The following is a 15,350-nucleotide window of genomic DNA, read 5'->3' on the forward strand; positions in this document are numbered from 1 at the left end:
ATTTTTAGTCTCTTTTCATAATCTTAATGAACCTATCTTTATTCTCAGTGTACCACTTGGGTATAATTAACTTGAAATTATCATAGTCACGAAAAGCATTATGACAGATACGTGTCATATTGGCGATATCTTTTTCTCCGAATCTAACTGCCCACTCTATCGAGAACAATGCACTGTGTGCAACATAAACCGCTTGAATTTTCCAGAAATCTAAAGTTGGTTCACCATCAAAATATCCATGTAATTGCCCGATTGAAAATGCGATGCTCAGATCAACATCAAAACTTTGAAGCTTATAAAATTCCTCGTACCTATCGCCGCATTCCCACCGGTTGAAATCGATAACCCCAACATCTTTTTCATTAGTATAAACCAGATTTCCAATATGAAAATCTCCATGTTCATATACAGGTTCAGACTGACACATTAGATTGATATTCTCTTTAACATAAGATATCGCCTTTTCATCATTGGGGACTCTATATTTTGAATTTTCATATTGCTGCAGTTGTATTAATTTTTTGCCTGTTTTCTTTACCTTTGGCAAATGAGCAGGTTCTACCGCAAGACTATGAATTGCTTTAAGAATTTTCCCTGATTTTAATCCCAATAGGTATTGTTCCTGCTCACTCAAGGTTTTAATGACATCTTCCATTGATTGACCCTCAACCCAACTTAATAGCATATATATGTTCTTCCCACTATTACATACTCCCAGCTCTATTGCCTGTGACATTTTAAAATTGAGTTGATTGTATTTTTGTATTATGTAAAACTCTTTTTTCTTATCTTCTAATTTTTCAATATTACTGATACGCAACAAGAATTTAGAACCTTTGAAGTCTTCAATATAAAATTTTATATCTTCCGACCATCCGTAATTAATTTTTTCAATCTTTGTCCATGATTTATATTGCGGAATATCAGTTAATAATGGAGCTTCCATCTTACTCCCCCGTTTTATGAAAATATTATTGTTAGTTTTACTTGCCCTTTGAAATATTGTACTATTTCTAAATTTTTCCTTGTTGTTATTATAATACATTATTATCCATAAATCTACTTTTTCTGAATTTTATTTATTTTTAAAACAAACAGCCGTTATATGCACCTCTATGCATATAACGGCCGTTTATATTTATATCGCACTAGGAACCAGCCTAAAGCTGGTTCTCCTGCGGGATGTTTTCTTCGAGATTCTCACATATATTAATCAGTATACGCCGGAAGACTTCCATATCTTCCTCCGAGATATCCTTTTTTATAGTACTTTCAAACTGAATAAACATTTCACAGATATTTAATGCTTTCTCCCTGCCTTTTTCCGTCAGGCAGATGATTACGGAGCGCCTGCTTTCCGGGTTCATTTCCCGTTTTAACAGTCCCATTTTTTCCAGGTTATCAATGTTTCGCGACATAGTTGTGGTATCCATATGACAGCGGCAGGAAAGCTCTTTCTGATTTAAACGGTCTTCCTTTAAAAGAGTATTTAAGATTCCCGCCTGGCCTTGTCCGGGTGTCAGTCCAATGGCTGACAGCACTGGTGAAAGCAGCTGTTTTCTTGCCCTTTCTGCACGGATAAAAAGTTCCCTTATACTACTCTTCATTGTGATTACTCCTTTTCTTTGTAAACCATTTAATCCAATTCAAATTGTCCTGTGTAAAGTTTATAGTAAAGACCCTTTTGTGTCAACAGTTCTTCGTGATCACCACGCTCAATTACTTTTCCTTTTTCCAAAACCAGAATTGCTTTGGAGTTACGGACAGTGGAAAGCCTGTGAGCAATGACAAATACCGTGCGGTTTTCCATTAAAGTATCCAAACCCTTTTCAATTAATTTCTCCGTCCTGGTATCAATAGAACTTGTAGCTTCATCCATGACCAGCACGGGAGGTTCTGAAATAGCTGCCCTTGCAATTGCTAAGAGCTGACGCTGTCCCTGGGATAAATTAGCCCCGTCACTTTCTAAAAGAGTATCATAACCATTTGGCAGCCTTTTTATAAAGGAATGGGCATTGGCTAATTTGGCGGCTTTCACAATATCTTCTTTACTAGCGTGAAGCCTTCCGTAACGGATATTATCGGCTATGGTTCCGGTAAATAAATGGGTATCCTGAATGATAAGGGAAATGGAGCGCCTTAAATCTGCTTTTTTAATATCTCTGATATCAATTCCGTCGTAAGTGATCTGACCTTCCGTTATTTCATAAAAACGGTTAATCAGATTGATTATGGTCGTTTTTCCTGCACCGGTGGATCCTACGAATGCAATCTTCTGACCCGGTTTTGCAAACAAATTGATCCCATTTAAAATCATATGTTCTTTCGTGTATCCAAATACAACATTATTAAAACGCACATCTCCTCTTAAAGGAACATAAATAACGCCATCTTTTTCATTTGGGATTTTCCAGGCAAAATCTCCTGTATAAATATCACTTTCAGAAAGGGTACCATCTGCTTCTTCTCTTACTTTACTTAAAGTGATTTTACCCTCGTCAATTTCATGTTTCTCCTCCATCATTGCAAATATCTTCTCCGCACTGGCTAAAGCCACCATTAAGAAATTAATCTGTATGGTAAACTGATTCATGGGCATTGCACTTTGTCTTACATAAACCAGATAAGATGCAAGAGTTCCGATATCCGTCAGGCCTGCCAGAGCAAATAACCCTCCGACACAGGCAGAAAGTGCGTAATTAATATAGGATAAGGCTACAATGGTGGGAACGGTTTTTCCGGTATAAGTAAAAGCTTTGGTGGAGGCTTCCCTTAATTTTTCATTGAGCTCACAGAATTTCTTATAATCCTGTGCTTCATGATTAAAGATTTTTTCCACTTTCTGCCCTGCAACCATCTCTTCCACATAACCATTAATGGCACCAAGATTTTTTTGCTGGGCAGAGAAGTACTTTTTACTCATCTTTCCGTTATGACGGATATACAAAAGCATAAGGACCAGGAAAATAATAACGATTATGGATAACTGCCAGCTTAAAATTAACAGCATAACAACCGTTCCCACAGAGGTTATAAAGCTTTGTATTACCAGGGTAAAACTGTTATTTAAGGCCTCCGATATGGTGTCCACATCGTTTGTAAAATGGCTCATTAACTCACCATGGGTATGTGTATCAAAGTAGTTTAACGGAAGCTTCTCCGTATGTTTGAACAAATCGCGTCTGATCTCCGATACTACCTGCTGTGAAGTATGGACCATGATTTTATTGTAGAAAAAACATGCTATAACCCCTGCAGCATAAAGAATACCCATAATAAAAATCATTTTAATCAGTCCCGGTATATCTTTCGGAATTATGTAATCATTTACTACTGTTTTCAAAAAATAGGTTCCGATAATTCCGGAAGCAGCACTAATACATACAAATACGGAAATAAAAAATAAGGAGATTTTATGGTGTCCTAAATACTGAAGTAGTTGCAGCAAGGTCCTTTTTGCATTTTTTGGCTTTGCGTTTGATCCTGTTCTTGCCATTATAAATTACCTCCTTGCTTCTGGGAATAATAGATATCCTGATAGATTTCATTCTCGTTAAGCAGGGTTTTATGGGTGCCGATGGCATTTATTTTACCGTCATCCAGAATTAGTATCTGATCCGCATCCATTATAGAGGTAATCCTCTGGGCAACAATGATTTTAGTCATACCCGGCAGTTCTTTGGCAAGCCCCTCCTTAATCTTTGCTTCCGTTGCCGTATCCACGGCACTGGTGGAATCATCAAGAATTAATACTTTGGGTGCTTTTAAGATAGCTCTGGCAATACAAAGGCGCTGCTTCTGTCCGCCGGATACGTTAACTCCTCCCTGACCCAGTTCCGTATCATAACCGTTATCCAGCCGGTCTATAAATTCATTGACACAGGCAATCCGGCAGGCACGCTGGATTTCTTCCATAGTGGCATCTTCTTTACCCCACAAGAGATTATCCCTTACCGTACCGGAGAAAAGGGTATTCTTCTGAAGTACCATAGCAATGGAATCTCTTAAATGCTTTTGGGTAAATTCATAGATGGGGTGTCCGTCAATAGTGATATTTCCGGAAGTGACTTCGTAAAGTCTCGGTATTAACTGAACCAAGGTGCTTTTGGCGGAACCGGTGGGCCCGATAATACCAATCGTCTGCCCGGACTTAATCGTAAAGGAAATATCGGATAATACATACTCTTCGGCAGTTTCTTTGTATTTAAAGTATACATGTTCAAAAGAGATGCTTCCGCTTTTTACTTCTAGTTCGTTTGTGTGACTACTATCAATGGCCTTATGATCCATTATGGCCCGGTCATCCGTGATCGCCGGCTCCTCCTTAAGAACTTCCGTGATTCGCTTCCAGGACGTTAAGGAACGTGTAAACAACAGGAATACATTAGAAAACATCATAAGGGAATTCAATACCTGCAGAACATAACTTAAGAAACTGGTAAGGCTCCCGACTTTCATATCGCCGATTACCACAAGGTGCCCGCCAAACCAGAGAATACTTAAAATCGTCCCATACATTACAAATTGAAATGCCGGCATGTTAAGTACCGCAAGGGAAAAAGCTCTTTCTGAGGTATTTTTCAGATTTTGGTTTACTTCTTCAAATTTGGTTATTTCATAGTCCTCCCTGACGTAGGCCTTTACCACCCGGATCGCAGCCAGGTTCTCCTGAATAATGCGGTTTACATAATCAACCGCATTCTGCATCTTTGCATACAACGGACGGACATTTTTTACAATGAAGAATAAAACGATTCCAAGAATCGGTGCTGCGATTAAAAAAACCACCGCAAGAGCCGCATTGATCCGAAAGGATAAGAAAACTGCAATAAATAGCATCACCGGTGAACGGAATCCCGGTCTCATACCGTTCGTAATGGAATTCTGAATGGTTGTTACATCACTGGTAAGTCTGGTAACAAGGGATGGGGTGCTGAATTTGTCTGTATTGGAAAAAGAATAAGTCTGCATTTTCTGAAACTCTGCTGCCCGGATTGAGGCCCCTATTCCATTCCCGCAGGCGGCGGTAAATCTGGCATATAAATTTCCTAAAAATAATGAGATAATCGCACAGACTGCCATTTGAAAACCTTTTAACAGAATATAGGGTCTATCCTGATTTGCAATACCAACATCAATGATATCAGCCATAATCATAGGAATGATCAGTTCGAATGCGGTCTCTGCTTCAATACAAATAATGGCCAGTATCAATTCTTTTTTGTAGTCTCTGGCATAGGATAAAAAATTTTTCATATTGAGTTCTCCTAATAGTTGCTTTTACAATTGTTGCATATGCATTAATTGTAACTGCAACTATTATAATCCAGTCAATAAGGGAAGTCAAGGGAAGAAAGAGAGATGATAAACCTTTAACCTTAACTGAGACTAACCGTAGAGGAGGTGGACCTTCAACGGACCAATTTTATCCTTGTTTTATTAATTTCTATTGCTGCAACCTGATCTAAATCGATAACCACCGGCAGAACAGAATTAAGAGTATCCTTATCAGATGACAGGTTATCAAGTATTACTTCCGTATTATTTTTCATAATGATTTTAATCATATTGGGGGCGGCGGCAGCTGGGTTATTGATTCGAAACAGGTTATCCTTACTCACATCGGTACTTCCGGCATTGGTTAAAGTCTTAAATTGCAGCTGCAATGATATCGGAGAGATCATAATCCTCTCCAGTTTTCTGTTTTCTCCATTAAACTTAACATTATGAGAGACTGTATATTCTCTGGTTGTATCTGAATAATCCAGATTGAAATCCAATTTCCAATCACCTTCATATAGTGTATTCTCACCATAAGCCCCAAATGTAAAATAATAATCCTTTAGCATATCCTTATCTGATATTCCGCTGAATTGGGCACCACAGGATATAATTTTACCGTCCACCATATCTGCCTGGCTGTTATCATCACCATTAACCGGCTGACTAGCATCTATCATTCCTGTAATAATGCTGCCGTTCTTTTTATTGACTATGATAATCCCCGAATCACTGAAACTATCAAAATTCATAGAATCATTCAATTCAAATTTAACACATAGCTGATTATTAAGGATACCTATATTACTGACTGCTAATTTTGGATACTTAGAACTAAATGTTGTTTGATTTTCTGTTCTTCTAATACAGTATTTGGGAGTAATACCACTCCGTCCGATAATAGCTTCTTCCATATAGGCATCTCTTTTCCCCCAGTAGGAATCATAATCAATACTATTTTTTACACCTTTCTTTTTTAGTTCCTTAAGAAACTTATCCTCTGTTTTATGATACCATAACCTGTCATCTTCACTGGAATATCTTGCGCCCATAAAATTGAAATCATCCTCAGATGCTTCTCCGATCTCGTTCATAATATCAAATAAACTTTTCCAGGAGCCTATATCAACCAGATTGCCCGTATTTTTTTCTGTCAGATTCGTAAAGGTAAGGCTGACATGATTGATATATTCTTTCATAACAAGGGAATTTTGAAGTACAAAGGTTGCCTTGCCTGTTTCCGATCCATCATCTACTCTTGTTACATAACAATACTGACCGAGTGCATTATCATTCGTCTTCAACCATACTTTACTGAAAGATAAATCCTTTACATCATTTTGCTGATTCTTACTGAAAGCACTTCCATCGATTGTTTCTACATCAACTGCAATATAGATTGTGTGTCTATCACCAACGACTCCTCTGGCGGTAAGCTTCAACCCGTTAGCAGTAACTGATGAGCTTATGATCGCACTTGCTTCTTCGATAAATTTATTATCCTCTTTCATAGGAACCGTAGTTATTGTGCCGGAACCCTGGTTATTCTTAAGATTATTCGTATCATTGATATCCTGCTTTACCGTTTCCCTGAAATAGCCTTTAAATAAATCAACAATACTCAACTTTGTTGCAACTGCAATACCTGTGGTGGATAGAAGGATTATAAAAAGGATGGCTGCTACCTTATAAATAATTCTACTTTTTACCGTTTTCTTTAATTTATTCTCTACTCTATTTTTATTATTATCAGAAATATGATTATCTTCTGCTTGGAGCATTGTGATGGTTTCCTGCATGAACTGATCTGATAGCTCAATTTTTTGTATTGCTTTAATATAGTCTTCCTTCTTCATATATACCTTCTCCTTCCATATTCATCTTTAACTTCTTTTTTGCCCTTCTAAGCCAGGAACTTACGGTATTTGCATTCGACGTTAGTAGCTTTGCAATCTCAGGTACCGTATATTCTTCGATATAATATAGATAAATAACATTCCGGTATTTGGGAGGAAGCTTTTTCAGTTCTTCAAAAACCTGCTTATCCCCTGAATCAAGGTAATTGTCCGTATAATAATCAGATGAAAGGTTTTCCTCCGTAAAAGCAATATTTTTTCTAAACCTGAAAGATTTAAAATAATCCTTGCACTGGTTAATCGTAACACGAATAAGCCATGCTTTGATATGCTCATCATCGTCATTACTTAATCCATTGATGTTACTAATTAATTTTAAGAATACTTCCTGCGTAATATCTTCAGCTTCAGACATATCAGCAGTATTCTGATAGGCAATTTGCAATACCATTCTTCCATAATTTGTAAATATTTGTTTAATAAATTCATTTTCTTCTGAGGATTCCAAAATGCTGTCTCCTTTCTGTATTTTTCCGCTACAGTGATCGGAAAGTAATCTTACTAAGACTAATTCGTAATTACTGTAACATTCGTAATATCACTTTCAATAACAATACGATTCAGCTTCCGGAAAACGTGCATAAAAATTAAATTTATTATTTTCTGTCTAAAAAAAGTCTCAAGGATACTACTAACCATTCAAAAAATCATCATTTATGTAATAACTATAAAAGAACTTGGTACTTACTTCACTCTCTCTATTTTAACTATAAACTGCTTCTTATACGGCACTTCTTTCATAATATTCGTATTACGGAATATAGAAAGCATAATACCCAGAACAATAAAATTAATCAGCAGACTGGCTCCCCCATAGGAAACAAACGGCAGATTCACCTGAGAGACAATCCGGATACCGAGATTAGAAAGTATATAAATACTGCCTTGTGATGCAAATGCCAGGCTGCATCCTAATCCCACAAACATCCCTAACGAATTTTTCTGTTTCAGTGAAATAAGTATCATATATATTATTAATGCCGTAAAGAAGATAATACTAATCACCCCGGCAGTTATTCCCCACTTACCAAAAATATAGGTCAGTATATAATCATTATTATAACCAGACAGATATCCCATTGAAATATCAGGGTTAAACCCAAATATTCTTGAATTCCCAATAATTTTCCTTACCACATTCATCTGGTATCCCTTTTCATACAGCTCTGGGCGAATCATCGTATCAATTTTATTACGAATACCCTCAACCTGATATTGACTGAAAGATAATATTCGTATCAAACCTGCTATTGGTATCCATCCCCATATTATTGCCATCGCTTTCCCCTTGGACGCACCAAACCAGTTCTTCTTTACGGCAGCTGACAGCATAATGAGGTTTGAAAATATCAAACCCAGATATACAGATCGGGGCATAATAAATTTTGATATTACCGCACAAGCAAATATACTAAACAGCAGACATTTCATAATACCAACATAACCTTTTTTACGGTAAGCAAACAAAATTCCGCCATACACCGGAATAAATAAGAAACTGTAAGCATTAAGATAAGCCATTTGACCATTCACCCAATTACCAAAAGGTGCATAAATCAAAATACTTATTATTAAAAAAAGCCATAGTACTTTCGGATATTTTCCGATAATGGAATAATCCAGGAAATAGCTCGCCATCATTAATAGTAAGCCTGTAATTAAAAAAATAATTTGCTTTTTGATATTCATTACTATGATTGGATTTATAGCACTCAGGGATTTATTAATATGAATCTGAACCAAAATACCAGCAAAACACAAAACCAAAACAGCCAGCAATACTTTCCACTCCAACCGGGGCTTATGTATTTTATCCATTTGACTGCCTACTTCTATCGGATCCCCCATCTGTTTTAATGCTGTTATCAAGGCCGTATCTTTGTCAAATCCCTCGTTTATATATGACTCTTTCTGGTCATCAATATGTTGGCTTATTTCCTCAGCAATCATATTCCTCGCTTTTTTACAGCGTATCTGACTGGTCATAAGTTCCAGGTAATCCTCTTTCTTATTTAAATCAGTCAAAGGTAACACCCCTATAACTCCTTTTACAGCCTGGGCATATTCCTGCCATTCTTCACTGATGGCTTTCAAATGCTTACGGCCTTTACCCGTTATACGGTAATACTTTCTTGGTTTGGCACTTTCAAGATCCTCATAAGACTCCAGATAATCTTTTTCTTCTAAAGAATGCAATAATGGGTACAAGGTACCTGCTTTTAAATCAAACACATGATTGGAACGCTTACGTAACGTGTCAATCATCTCGTATCCATACATATCCTTTTCAGACAATAAGCTTAACAGCAGCATGGATGTACTACCGGATAATAAACTTTTATTTTCTATCATATTAACTCCTTTCATATATAGATAATCTATATATAGTATATGTAGATTATCTATATATGTCAATAGAAATTAACTGCCCTCAAACCGGTTAAAGTAATAATATGGACTTAAAAAAATATAAAAATATACATAAAAAATGATTATCCCCCAACTGTCCAAAGTAGCGGATAATCATTTTTTATTCCAATCCAAGGGCAAACATAAGTTTTACTTATGTTTCCTGTTACCTATATTATAGCCTCTCTCCATTAATTGTAAAGAGACTCTTATTTCTAAAAAGGTAAAGCCTTTCCGTTTTTCCTCCATAATCTAAATTCTGCTGCGGCTGTAAACAATGCGTCTGTAGAAGAATTTAATGCAGTTTCACAAGAATCTTGAATAACACCGATTATAAATCCAATACCAACAACCTGCATAGCAATATCATTAGAAATTCCAAATAAGCTGCAAGCCAGAGGAATCAGCATCAGAGAGCCGCCTGCAACACCGGAAGTACCTGCTGCCGCTACGCTTGCTAATATACTCAATATTAACATGGTCGGTAAATCAACGGAAATACCAAGGGTGTGTACCGCTGCCAGAGACATGGTTGTAATCGTAATAGCTGCACCTGCCATATTGACAGTAGCTCCAAGAGGAATACTTACGGAATAAGTATCTTCGTCTAATCCAAGAGATTTACACAGTTCCATATTAACAGGAATATTCGCTGCCGAACTTCTGGTGAAAAATGCTGTAATCGCACTTTCTCTCAGACATTTGAAAACCAATGGATAAGGATTCTGTTTAATAGTAAAGAATACAATCAGAGGATTTAAAATAAGTGCCACACCAAGCATACAACTTACCAGTACAATCAATAATTTTCCATATGTTGCAAATCCTGAAATACCTGTTTCAGAGACCGTTGTAAATACCAGACCAAGGATACCAAACGGTGCACAGTTAATAACCCACTTTACAACCTGAGATGTTGCATCTGCAATATCGGATAATATCTTCTTGGTACCTTCCGAAGTATTTTTAATTGCAATACCAAAAATAATAGCCCAGGAAAGTATACCAATATAGTTAGCATTATAAAGTGCTGATACCGGATTGGTAACTAAATTCATTACAAGTGTTTTTAACACTTCTGCAATATTCGTCGTAACTTCCGTTCCTGTTATTTCTAAATCCGAACTCAAAGCTATGCTGACAGGGAAAAAATTGTTTACAGCAACTGCTATTAAAGCAGATGCCAATGTTCCAATTCCATAAAGCAGAATGACGCTTTTCATATTACTGCCGGTACCGGATTTTGCTGAAGCCAGGGAAGACATTACCAGGACGAAAACCAGTATTGGTGCAATCGCTTTTAAGGCTCCTACAAATATATTACCCAGAATACCAATAGCAGTAAACTGTGGTACTGTGAGTCCTAATATAAGACCAATCACCATACCAATTAAAATTCTCTGAATCAAACCTAATTTCATCCATGCTTTAAATATTGAATTCATTTTTCCTCCATTCTATCATCCGTTGGTTAACTTTTTTACCAACTGTTAAAAAGTTACTTAATATTACTGCACTAATTTCTTCATCCAAAAATTTGTTTCATATATTTCTTTGCTGTCGGTGTTGCTGCAAGGCCTCCGTCAGCTGTCTCCTTAAGTGCCGGAACAATACAATCTCCTACCGACTTCATTGCCTGAATGACCTCATCCACCGGGATTTTGCTTTCAATTCCTGCCAATGCTAATTCCGCTGCAACAAAGGCATTCGCAGCTCCCATAGCATTACGTTTAATACAAGGAATCTCCACTAAGCCTGCCACAGGATCGCATACCAGTCCAAGTACACTTTTTAATGAAATAGCACATGCATGTTCCACCATCGCAGGAGTACCTCCACATAGTTCAACCAATGCTGCCGCGGCCATGGCACTGGCTGATCCACATTCTGCCTGGCATCCTCCCTCTGCTCCCGAGATACTGGCCCTGTTAGCGATAACCATACCAACAGCTGATGCTGTAAACAAAGCCATAACCAATTGTTCGTCATCAAGCTTTCTTTCCTCGGCAATTGTTATAAGCACTGCAGGAATAATACCACAGCTTCCGGCAGTCGGTGCTGCGACAATCTTACCCATACATGCATTATTTTCAGATGTAGAAAGTGCTTTGGTAAGTGCTTTACCAATAATCGGTCCACTGATAGTTTGTCCCGCCTTAACTCTCTGCTCCATCTTATATGCATCACCACCAGACAATCCGCTGTTTGACCGTTTTTCGGGATTTATACCCTCATTCGTGCTTTTTTTTATTACTTCAAGCATAGTTTTCATCGTATGTTTTAAATCCTCTTCGGTCTTTTCCATCAGAGCTGCCTGATCCTGTAATACAAACTCTGAAATCCTTACATTTTTCTCTTCTGCTTTCCGGCATATATCTGATATCGAATCGTATTTCATTTATCCCTCCAATCCAGCGCTTTTACTTGTCTCCTTAAATAGCATTTAAAATACTAACAGATTTGATATTGGGAATATCTTGAATTATTCGCCTAATAGATGGTTCGATTCCTCCATCGATTTCTATCGTCATAATTGCTATTCCCCCTTTTTCCTCTCTGCTCAACGAAAATTTATTGATATTGATACCCTTGTTGCCCAGAATATTGCTCACCTTTGCAACCATTCCAGGCATATCCAGATGTGTAATAATAAGTGCTGCCGATTTACCGGAAATTAACACATCAGCCCCGTTAATCTTATTAATTAATATATTACCGCCGCCTACGGAAGAGCCTCTGACATTAACCCTCCTTCCGCTCTCTCCCTCCAGATCAATGTCCACAGTATTAGGATGTACTCCATCTAACTCCAATGTTTCAAAGGTATAATTAAGCCTTTCCTCATTCGCAATTTCTAAACTGTTACAAATTCTATTATCATCCGTATCCATACCAAGAATGCCAGCAATAATCGCTTTATCTGTTCCATGTCCCCGATAAGTCTTGGCAAAAGAACCGGAAAATCCAATCCTGGCCCTGACTGGCCTTTCACCTAATACCAGGTAGGTATACTTCCCTATGCGAACGGCTCCCGCTGTATGGGAACTGGACGGACCAATCATGATTGGTCCAATAATGTCAAAAACACCTAGCATAAACCGACTCCTTCTAAACTCATATGGTTATCATTGTTAAATCATAGAAATTTCATCATTCCCATCTTTGTAATATTGCATCAATGTTTTTTTCAGTGACATTGTTTATTATACATAATTAACAATTATAAATCAAATGGATATTGCTGTTAACAAAAATAATACATATATATGTCAATTAATTACAGGCTTTTTTTGTAAACATTCTACAATAACATAAGTTATTATCGGTCTTTGCAACTTAAAAAAGCACTATAAGAATATGGAATTCTCATAGTGCTGTAGGTACTGGGGCTATTGATTATATGTATAAAAAATAAATAAAATTAGTAGTATTTATCGGTTCCTGCTCGATTGATTTGAGGTCTCATCGTTTCAGCAATCTCCAGTAATTTCTTTTCCTCCAGGTAACTTGTCAGGCAGCCAACCCCCTGTACGCAGCTGCCACCTGTTATATTGCCAAACAATACAGCATCACTTAAAGGATAATTATGATATAGTCCATAAATAAAACCGCTTAAGAATGCATCTCCTGCCCCGGTAGAATCAATTGCTTTAATGCCTTTTAACGGTGGAACAATATATGTGTTATCTTCTTCCACATACATACATCCCTCTTTATCAAGTTTGATAATTACTTTATTAAAATACTTCTTTAATTTATCTGCTGCTTCCTTTAGATTGCTTGATTCTGTAATCTTTAAGGCTTCTTTCTGATTTGGAGTAAAATAATCTGCCAATTCCAGGTATTCGGAATATTTATCAAGGCTTAAGCTGTCTTCCCAACCCACATCAAAAATCAGGGTTGTTCCTTCCGCTTTTAACCGTTTATAAACATTTAAGTACCCTTTAGTCATTTCCACAATTTTTGAGCCTTTCAGATAAGCATATATCTCATCTTCCAAAACTTTTGTAATCTGTACAGGATCGCTGTATGATATAAAAGTGCGGTCTTTTTTTGTGGAAATGATGGAAGTAATGGTAAGTGGCATACCATTTCCCTGATAAAGGTTTTTATAACTGGTTTGATAAAAATCCAACTGATCTTTTGCATAATTTGAAAACATGTTATTTCCTAGAAAAGTACAAAATTTTGAGGGCACTCCTAATCTTGTCAAGTTAATCATTGTAGCCGGAACACCACCGCCAAGCTGGATATCAAAACCCTTAGAATATACTTCTTCCCCTTCGCTTGGTATATTTTCGATTCCAGAATACAAGATATCAATATTTATATTTCCCACTCCTGAAACAAAGTCCATCTTAATTCCACCCCTCAATATATTCTGCATTCGTACTTATATACTGATTGACCAGCAAGTTAGCCATGGAATATGAATTAATGAGAGGATGTACCATCAAACAATCAATTGCTTCCACTCTGCTATGATTTCGAATAGCCGCTGATGCAAGTCTTTCATATATTTTTACCCTTCGGATTAGTTCCATCGTAAGTTCATTTATCTTTTCAATCTTATGAGTAAAGTAACCATCCTTCGTAATGGTACAACTGATTTCTACCACATCTGTATCCTTTAATCCCGCAATTGCTCCATTATTTGGCACACATAAAATCATATCCCTGGGTTCGCCAGTTATTTCAGCTTCCATATATTTTAAAGCCACTCCGGCATAACCGCCATTATCTTTCTCATAGATATCAAATCGGAATGGTGATTTGTTACTCTTAACACCAGTCTCATTTGCCATGTAGGCACCTTCCCGTTTGCCATACCATTTCTCATATATGCTTAAGCAGTTATCAAAGTCACCTTCAATATCCATATGAGAAAGTTCTTCTGTCATATGGATATTAATGTCACGAATCACTTCTCCCCTGGTTACACCAGCAGAAAGTATATTGGAAACCGCTTCTTCCCGATAATAGAAATAGTACAGATATTCATTTAAAATACAGCCAACATGCTGTGCTAATTTCTTATCAAAAAAACGCATATCCGTCTCTATATAAACTCTATCATCCTGGAGCAGATCCGGCATGATTTCTTTATTATTCAATTTTATACTGTTAAAAAAGGACAGATGGTTTAATCCATAACATTCCCCCGTGATTTCATTTTCCCCAACTCCATATAGCTTCGCAAAGGAATGTAATAATCCGCTTGGTGCATCACATATTCCAAAGGTGAAGTCAAATCCCATATCTCTTAAAGTCTGTGATACTACTCCTGCAGGATTAGTAAAATTAAATACTTTTACATCTTTCCTTCCATATTTCCGAATCATTTCACAATACTTTGCCAATACCGGGACAGATCGCATTGCAAACGAGAACCCGGCTGCTCCCGTAGTCTCCTGTCCTAAAATATTATGGGATAATGCGATTCTTTCATCCTTTATGCGCATATCATCCTCACCAACTCGAATAGTAGTTATAATATAATTTGCATCCTGAATTGCCTTAAGCGGATCTATTGTTAGTTCGAAGTGAACGGTACTGTCTATTCTTTTCGCCACTTCCTTTGCCATTTTTCCATATATATCCAGCTTCTTCTTATTATTGTCCATAAAAACAATATGAGAGATACCCAATCGTTTTGCATTTTGAACTAAACTTTTTGCAAGAAACATTGAGCGGACACCGCCACCGCCAATCACTGAAATCTTCATTTAAATCCTCCTTAACTTG

12 protein-coding genes are annotated in these 15,350 nt (G+C 37.0%); all 12 read right to left on the minus strand.

What is annotated here, in order from left to right; translation table 11 throughout:
* Positions 1-4: 4 nt before the first annotated feature.
* A complete protein-coding gene (locus tag Ana3638_RS01150) occupies positions 5-946 on the minus strand; it encodes a phosphotransferase family protein (RefSeq protein ID WP_161836280.1) in 942 nt (313 codons plus the stop codon).
* Positions 947-1,160: 214 nt separating this feature from the next.
* Positions 1,161-1,607: a MarR family winged helix-turn-helix transcriptional regulator gene (locus Ana3638_RS01155; RefSeq protein WP_161836282.1), complete on the minus strand. Its 447-nt coding sequence runs from the start codon at positions 1,605-1,607 to the stop codon at positions 1,161-1,163.
* A gap of 29 nt (positions 1,608-1,636) precedes the next feature.
* Positions 1,637-3,496, minus strand: coding sequence for an ABC transporter ATP-binding protein (locus Ana3638_RS01160; RefSeq protein WP_161836284.1), 1,860 nt, complete (start codon positions 3,494-3,496; stop codon positions 1,637-1,639).
* Positions 3,496-5,256 (minus strand): ABC transporter ATP-binding protein, encoded by a 1,761-nt coding sequence (locus Ana3638_RS01165; protein WP_161836286.1) that lies wholly within the window; start codon positions 5,254-5,256, stop codon positions 3,496-3,498. The genes Ana3638_RS01160 and Ana3638_RS01165 overlap by 1 nt, the downstream gene beginning before the upstream one ends.
* Positions 5,257-5,411: 155 nt before the next feature.
* Positions 5,412-7,136, minus strand: a complete 1,725-nt coding sequence (locus Ana3638_RS01170) for a DUF4179 domain-containing protein (protein ID WP_161836288.1) — start codon at positions 7,134-7,136, stop codon at positions 5,412-5,414.
* Positions 7,114-7,644 carry an RNA polymerase sigma factor gene (locus Ana3638_RS01175; RefSeq protein ID WP_246240667.1) on the minus strand — a complete coding sequence of 177 codons (531 nt, stop codon included), beginning with the start codon at positions 7,642-7,644 and terminating at the stop codon, positions 7,114-7,116. The genes Ana3638_RS01170 and Ana3638_RS01175 overlap by 23 nt, the downstream gene beginning before the upstream one ends.
* 236 nt (positions 7,645-7,880) lie before the next feature.
* Positions 7,881-9,548 (minus strand): helix-turn-helix transcriptional regulator, encoded by a 1,668-nt coding sequence (locus tag Ana3638_RS01180; RefSeq protein ID WP_161836290.1) that lies wholly within the window; start codon positions 9,546-9,548, stop codon positions 7,881-7,883.
* Positions 9,549-9,820: 272 nt separating this feature from the next.
* Entirely contained in the window at positions 9,821-11,050 is a 1,230-nt protein-coding gene (sstT, locus tag Ana3638_RS01185; protein ID WP_161836292.1) for a serine/threonine transporter SstT, read from the minus strand.
* Between the two features lie 80 nt (positions 11,051-11,130).
* Positions 11,131-12,003, minus strand: coding sequence for an L-serine ammonia-lyase, iron-sulfur-dependent, subunit alpha (sdaAA, locus tag Ana3638_RS01190; RefSeq protein WP_161836294.1), 873 nt, complete (start codon positions 12,001-12,003; stop codon positions 11,131-11,133).
* A 34-nt stretch (positions 12,004-12,037) separates the two neighbouring features.
* Positions 12,038-12,700, minus strand: a complete 663-nt coding sequence (gene sdaAB / locus Ana3638_RS01195) for an L-serine ammonia-lyase, iron-sulfur-dependent subunit beta (RefSeq protein WP_161836296.1) — start codon at positions 12,698-12,700, stop codon at positions 12,038-12,040.
* A 326-nt stretch (positions 12,701-13,026) separates the two neighbouring features.
* Positions 13,027-13,962: a carbohydrate kinase family protein gene (locus Ana3638_RS01200; protein ID WP_161836298.1), complete on the minus strand. Its 936-nt coding sequence runs from the start codon at positions 13,960-13,962 to the stop codon at positions 13,027-13,029.
* 1 nt (position 13,963) lies between these two features.
* A complete protein-coding gene (locus tag Ana3638_RS01205) occupies positions 13,964-15,331 on the minus strand; it encodes a family 4 glycosyl hydrolase (protein WP_161836300.1) in 1,368 nt (455 codons plus the stop codon).
* Between the last annotated feature and the right edge of the window lie 19 nt (positions 15,332-15,350).

The sequence above is a fragment of the Anaerocolumna sedimenticola genome (genome assembly GCF_009931695.1).
Classification (GTDB): Bacteria; Bacillota; Clostridia; order Lachnospirales; family Lachnospiraceae; genus Anaerocolumna; species Anaerocolumna sedimenticola.

What these genes read in the sequence shown, in the direction of transcription:
- Ana3638_RS01150 (WP_161836280.1), bottom strand. Translation starts at nt 946, where the DNA reads ATGGAAGCTCCATTATTAACTGATATTCCGCAATATAAATCATGGACA.
- Ana3638_RS01155 (WP_161836282.1), bottom strand. Translation starts at nt 1,607, where the DNA reads ATGAAGAGTAGTATAAGGGAACTTTTTATCCGTGCAGAAAGGGCAAGA.
- Ana3638_RS01160 (WP_161836284.1), bottom strand. Translation starts at nt 3,496, where the DNA reads ATGGCAAGAACAGGATCAAACGCAAAGCCAAAAAATGCAAAAAGGACC.
- Ana3638_RS01165 (WP_161836286.1), bottom strand. Translation starts at nt 5,256, where the DNA reads ATGAAAAATTTTTTATCCTATGCCAGAGACTACAAAAAAGAATTGATA.
- Ana3638_RS01170 (WP_161836288.1), bottom strand. Translation starts at nt 7,136, where the DNA reads ATGAAGAAGGAAGACTATATTAAAGCAATACAAAAAATTGAGCTATCA.
- Ana3638_RS01180 (WP_161836290.1), bottom strand. Translation starts at nt 9,548, where the DNA reads ATGATAGAAAATAAAAGTTTATTATCCGGTAGTACATCCATGCTGCTG.
- sstT (WP_161836292.1), bottom strand. Translation starts at nt 11,050, where the DNA reads ATGAATTCAATATTTAAAGCATGGATGAAATTAGGTTTGATTCAGAGA.
- sdaAA (WP_161836294.1), bottom strand. Translation starts at nt 12,003, where the DNA reads ATGAAATACGATTCGATATCAGATATATGCCGGAAAGCAGAAGAGAAA.
- sdaAB (WP_161836296.1), bottom strand. Translation starts at nt 12,700, where the DNA reads ATGCTAGGTGTTTTTGACATTATTGGACCAATCATGATTGGTCCGTCC.
- Ana3638_RS01200 (WP_161836298.1), bottom strand. Translation starts at nt 13,962, where the DNA reads ATGGACTTTGTTTCAGGAGTGGGAAATATAAATATTGATATCTTGTAT.
- Ana3638_RS01205 (WP_161836300.1), bottom strand. Translation starts at nt 15,331, where the DNA reads ATGAAGATTTCAGTGATTGGCGGTGGCGGTGTCCGCTCAATGTTTCTT.